The following is a 3,596-nucleotide window of genomic DNA, read 5'->3' on the forward strand; positions in this document are numbered from 1 at the left end:
TAAGCTCGGCCAAACTGGCGCCCGCCCGCCGGGTTTGGTGTGCTGGCGCGGGGCACAGCCCCGCGCCAGCACTCTCCTAAACTCCGACCCCATGTCCCAGCGTCCGTTCGACCAGGCTCTTTTTGAAAACACCTTTGTAGACGAGTTGCACGGCGAAGTTTCCGGCAACCGGGGCGCGCGGCAGGTGCCCGGCTACCACTACTCGCGGGTGGCCCCCACGCCCGTAGCCGACCCGCACCTGCTGGCGTGGTCCGACGAAATGGGCGAGTACCTGGGCCTCGAAAAGCCGCCTACCCGCAGCCCCGCCGTGGCGGCACTGGCCGGCAACCTGGTACTGCCCGGCATGAAGCCCTTTGCAGCGCGCTACGGCGGGCACCAGTTTGGCAACTGGGCCGGGCAGCTCGGCGATGGCCGGGCCATTGCGCTAGGCCAGGTGGCGGCCGTGGATGGCTCGCCGCAGGAAATCCAGCTGAAGGGGGCCGGCCCCACGCCCTACTCGCGGCGCGGCGACGGGCGGGCGGTGCTGCGCTCGTCGGTGCGCGAGTTTTTGTGCAGCGAGGCCATGCACCACCTCGGCGTGCCCACTACCCGCGCCCTCAGCCTGGTGGGCACCGGCGATGCCGTGGTGCGCGACATGTTTTACGACGGCAACGCCCGCCCTGAGCCGGGCGCCATCGTGGCGCGGGTGGCCCCCACGTTCATCCGCTTCGGCAATTTTCAATTGCTGACCGCCACCAGCGAAATCGACAACCTGCGCGCCCTGGCCGACTTTGTGCTGCGCCACTACTACCCCGAGCTGGGGCCGCCCGCCCCCGAAACGTATTTGCGCTGGTTTGAGGAAATAGCCCGCCGCACGGCCGTAATGGTGGCGCACTGGATGACGGTGGGCTTCGTGCACGGCGTCATGAACACCGATAACATGTCCATCCTGGGCCTTACCATCGACTATGGCCCCTACGGCTGGCTCGAGCCCTACGACCCCGACTGGACGCCCAACACCACCGACTTCGGCGGCCGGCGCTACGCCTTCGGCCAGCAGCCCCAGGTAGCGTTCTGGAACCTGGCGGCCCTGGCCCAGGCCTTGGCCCCGCTGGTGCCCGACCCGCAGGCCCTGCGCGCCGGCCTCGACTTGTATGCCCAGGTTTTTGCCGATACCCAGCACGCGCTGCTGCTGCGCAAGCTCGGCCTCACGCCCCAGGCCGACGCCAGCGACCGCGCCCTCACCGGGGCGCTCCCCGCCGCGCTGGCCGAGGCAGCAGTGGACATGACCATTTTCTTTCGGCAGCTCTCGCACCTGGCCCCGGCTCTGCTGGGCACGCCCGACCACGAAGCCGAATTATTCGGCCCGCTCGTCGCCGATGCCGGCTACTCTACCGCGCCCGGCACTGACCTGGCCCTGCGCGACTGGCTGCACCGCTACGCCCAGCGCCTGCGCCAGGAAACAATTGGCCCAGAAGAAATCCGGGCCGGAATGCTGGCCGCCAACCCCAAGTACGTGCTGCGCAACTACCTCGCCCAGCAGGCCATCGAGGCCGCCGAGGCCGGCGATTTGTCTAAGCTCGAAACCTTGTTTGAGGTACTGAAAACGCCCTTTGCCGAGCACCCCGCGCACGAGGCGCTGGCCGCCAGGCGCCCCGCCTGGGCCGCCGACAAGCCCGGTAGCGCCACGCTTTCGTGCAGCTCGTAGGCGGGTTGATTTAAATCGGTGTAGAGACGCATCCTTGCGTCTCGCGTTAGACGGGCTCGCCGAACGCGAGACGCAAGGATGCGTCTCTACACAAGTCGCGCTGAGATTGTTAAATAATACCTGCTACTTGCTAAATGACAACTCACATCGGCTGCTCGGGCTACCACTACCGGCACTGGCGCGGCGTGTTTTACCCCGAGAAGCTGCCCATGCGGCGCTGGTTTGAGTATTATAGCCAGCATTTTGGCACGCTGGAGCTGAACGTGACCTTCTACCGCTTCCCGCAACTGGCCTTCCTCGAAAACTGGTACGCGCAGGCCCCGGCCGGTTTTCAGTTTGCGGTGAAAGCGCCGCAGCTTATCACGCACTACAAGCAGTTTCACGGCGTAGGCCAGCTGCTGGGCGACTTCTACGGCACCATCGGCCGGGGGCTGCTGGAAAAGCTGGGGCCGGTGCTGTTTCAGCTGCCGCCGCGCCTGGCCTACGCACCCGACCGCCTCGCCCGCATCCTCGACTGCCTCGACCCGAGCTTCGTGAACGTGCTCGAGTTTCGCCACCCCAGCTGGTGGTGCGAAGAAGCTTATGACGCCCTGCGACAGCGCCAGGTCGTGTTTTGCGGCCAAAGCCACCCGCTGCTGCCCGCTGCCGTGGTGGCCACCGCGCCCACGCTTTACTACCGCTTCCACGGCGTGCCCGCTTTGTACGCCTCGCCCTACTCAAGCGAAGCGCTGCGGCGCTACGCGGCTGCGGTGGCCGCCGCGCCGGGCGTGGCGCAGGCGTACTTGTATTTTAACAACGACATCGGCGGCTCGGCCATCGGCAACGCGCAGGAGCTGCGCGGCCTGCTGCCTTTGTAGGTCGCGTTTTTTGCAGCGTTCAAACGGCGCAAGAACGCGCCCTACCAAGCTCGCGCCACTTACTTTTAGCCTCATGCTCGACCTCGTTATTGATGCCCGGCCGGCGGCGCTCGCGCCGGGCTTTGCCGTGAAGCGCATCCTGCCCTACCGCCTGCGGCGAATGCTGGGGCCGTTTATATTTATGGACAACGCGGGGCCGGTGCAGGCCGCCCCGGCGCAGCTGGCCAGCCTCGACGTGCTGCCGCACCCGCACATCGGGCTCAGCACGGTGAGCTACCTGTTTGGCGGGCAGGTTACGCACCGCGATAGCCTGGGCGTAGAGCAGATTATCCGCCCCGGCGAAGTCAACTGGATGACGGCCGGCTCGGGCATCGCCCACTCCGAGCGCTTCGAAGACCCCGCCGCGCTGGCCGGCGGCGCGCTGGAGATGGTCCAAACCTGGGTGGCCCTGCCCGAGGCCGACGAAGAGCAAGCCCCCACCTTTCGCAACTACCAGCCCGCCGAGCTGCCCATCTTTACCGAGCCGGGCGTGTGGCTGCGCCTGATTGCGGGTGAGGCCTTCGGCCTCAAAAACGAGGTAGAAACGCATTCGCCGCTGTTTTACCTGCACGTGGTGCTGCAAGCGGGCGCGCGCTTTGGGCTGCCGCGCGGCTACCCCGAGCGCGGGGCCTACGTGGCCAAAGGCAGCGTGGAAGTAAGTGGCCGCGTGTACACGCCCGGCCAGCTACTAGTCTTCACGCCGGGCCTCGACCCGGTGCTGGTGGCCCGCGAGCCCAGCACGCTCATGCTGCTCGGTGGCGAGCCGCTCGGCGAGCGCTTCATCTGGTGGAATTTCGTGTCGTCGCGCCGCGAGCGCATCGAGCAGGCCAAGGCCGACTGGCAGGCCGGCCGCATCCTTTTGCCGCCCACCGACAACCACGAATTTGTACCGCTCCCCAGCGACCGCACGCGGCCGGCCGGCTCGGGCTCGCCCGCCCCGCAGGCGCTGTCCTGAATGTAAAACGGAGTGGCCCTCCGGTTATCGCCGAGCGAGTAGCCCGCACGATAAAAGG

General features: G+C 67.0%; 3 protein-coding genes. All 3 read left to right on the forward strand.

All coding sequences use genetic code 11. The features are described from left to right. Positions 1-91 precede the first annotated feature (91 nt). Positions 92-1,687, forward strand: coding sequence for a protein adenylyltransferase SelO (locus tag VFO93_RS11405; RefSeq protein ID WP_325134501.1), 1,596 nt, complete (start codon positions 92-94; stop codon positions 1,685-1,687). A gap of 134 nt (positions 1,688-1,821) precedes the next feature. Continuing rightward, positions 1,822-2,544, forward strand: a complete 723-nt coding sequence (locus VFO93_RS11410) for a DUF72 domain-containing protein (protein WP_325134502.1) — start codon at positions 1,822-1,824, stop codon at positions 2,542-2,544. Positions 2,545-2,617: 73 nt separating this feature from the next. Beyond that, positions 2,618-3,538, forward strand: coding sequence for a pirin family protein (locus tag VFO93_RS11415; RefSeq protein WP_325134503.1), 921 nt, complete (start codon positions 2,618-2,620; stop codon positions 3,536-3,538). The last annotated feature ends 58 nt before the right edge of the window (positions 3,539-3,596 follow it).

Origin of the sequence: Hymenobacter sp. (genome assembly GCF_035709525.1) — a bacterium.
Taxonomy (GTDB): domain Bacteria; phylum Bacteroidota; class Bacteroidia; order Cytophagales; family Hymenobacteraceae; genus Hymenobacter.

Bases quoted from the DNA above. Each gene is read 5' to 3' on its own strand.
- VFO93_RS11405 (WP_325134501.1), top strand. From the start codon at position 92: ATGTCCCAGCGTCCGTTCGACCAGGCTCTTTTTGAAAACACCTTTGTA.
- VFO93_RS11410 (WP_325134502.1), top strand. From the start codon at position 1,822: ATGACAACTCACATCGGCTGCTCGGGCTACCACTACCGGCACTGGCGC.
- VFO93_RS11415 (WP_325134503.1), top strand. From the start codon at position 2,618: ATGCTCGACCTCGTTATTGATGCCCGGCCGGCGGCGCTCGCGCCGGGC.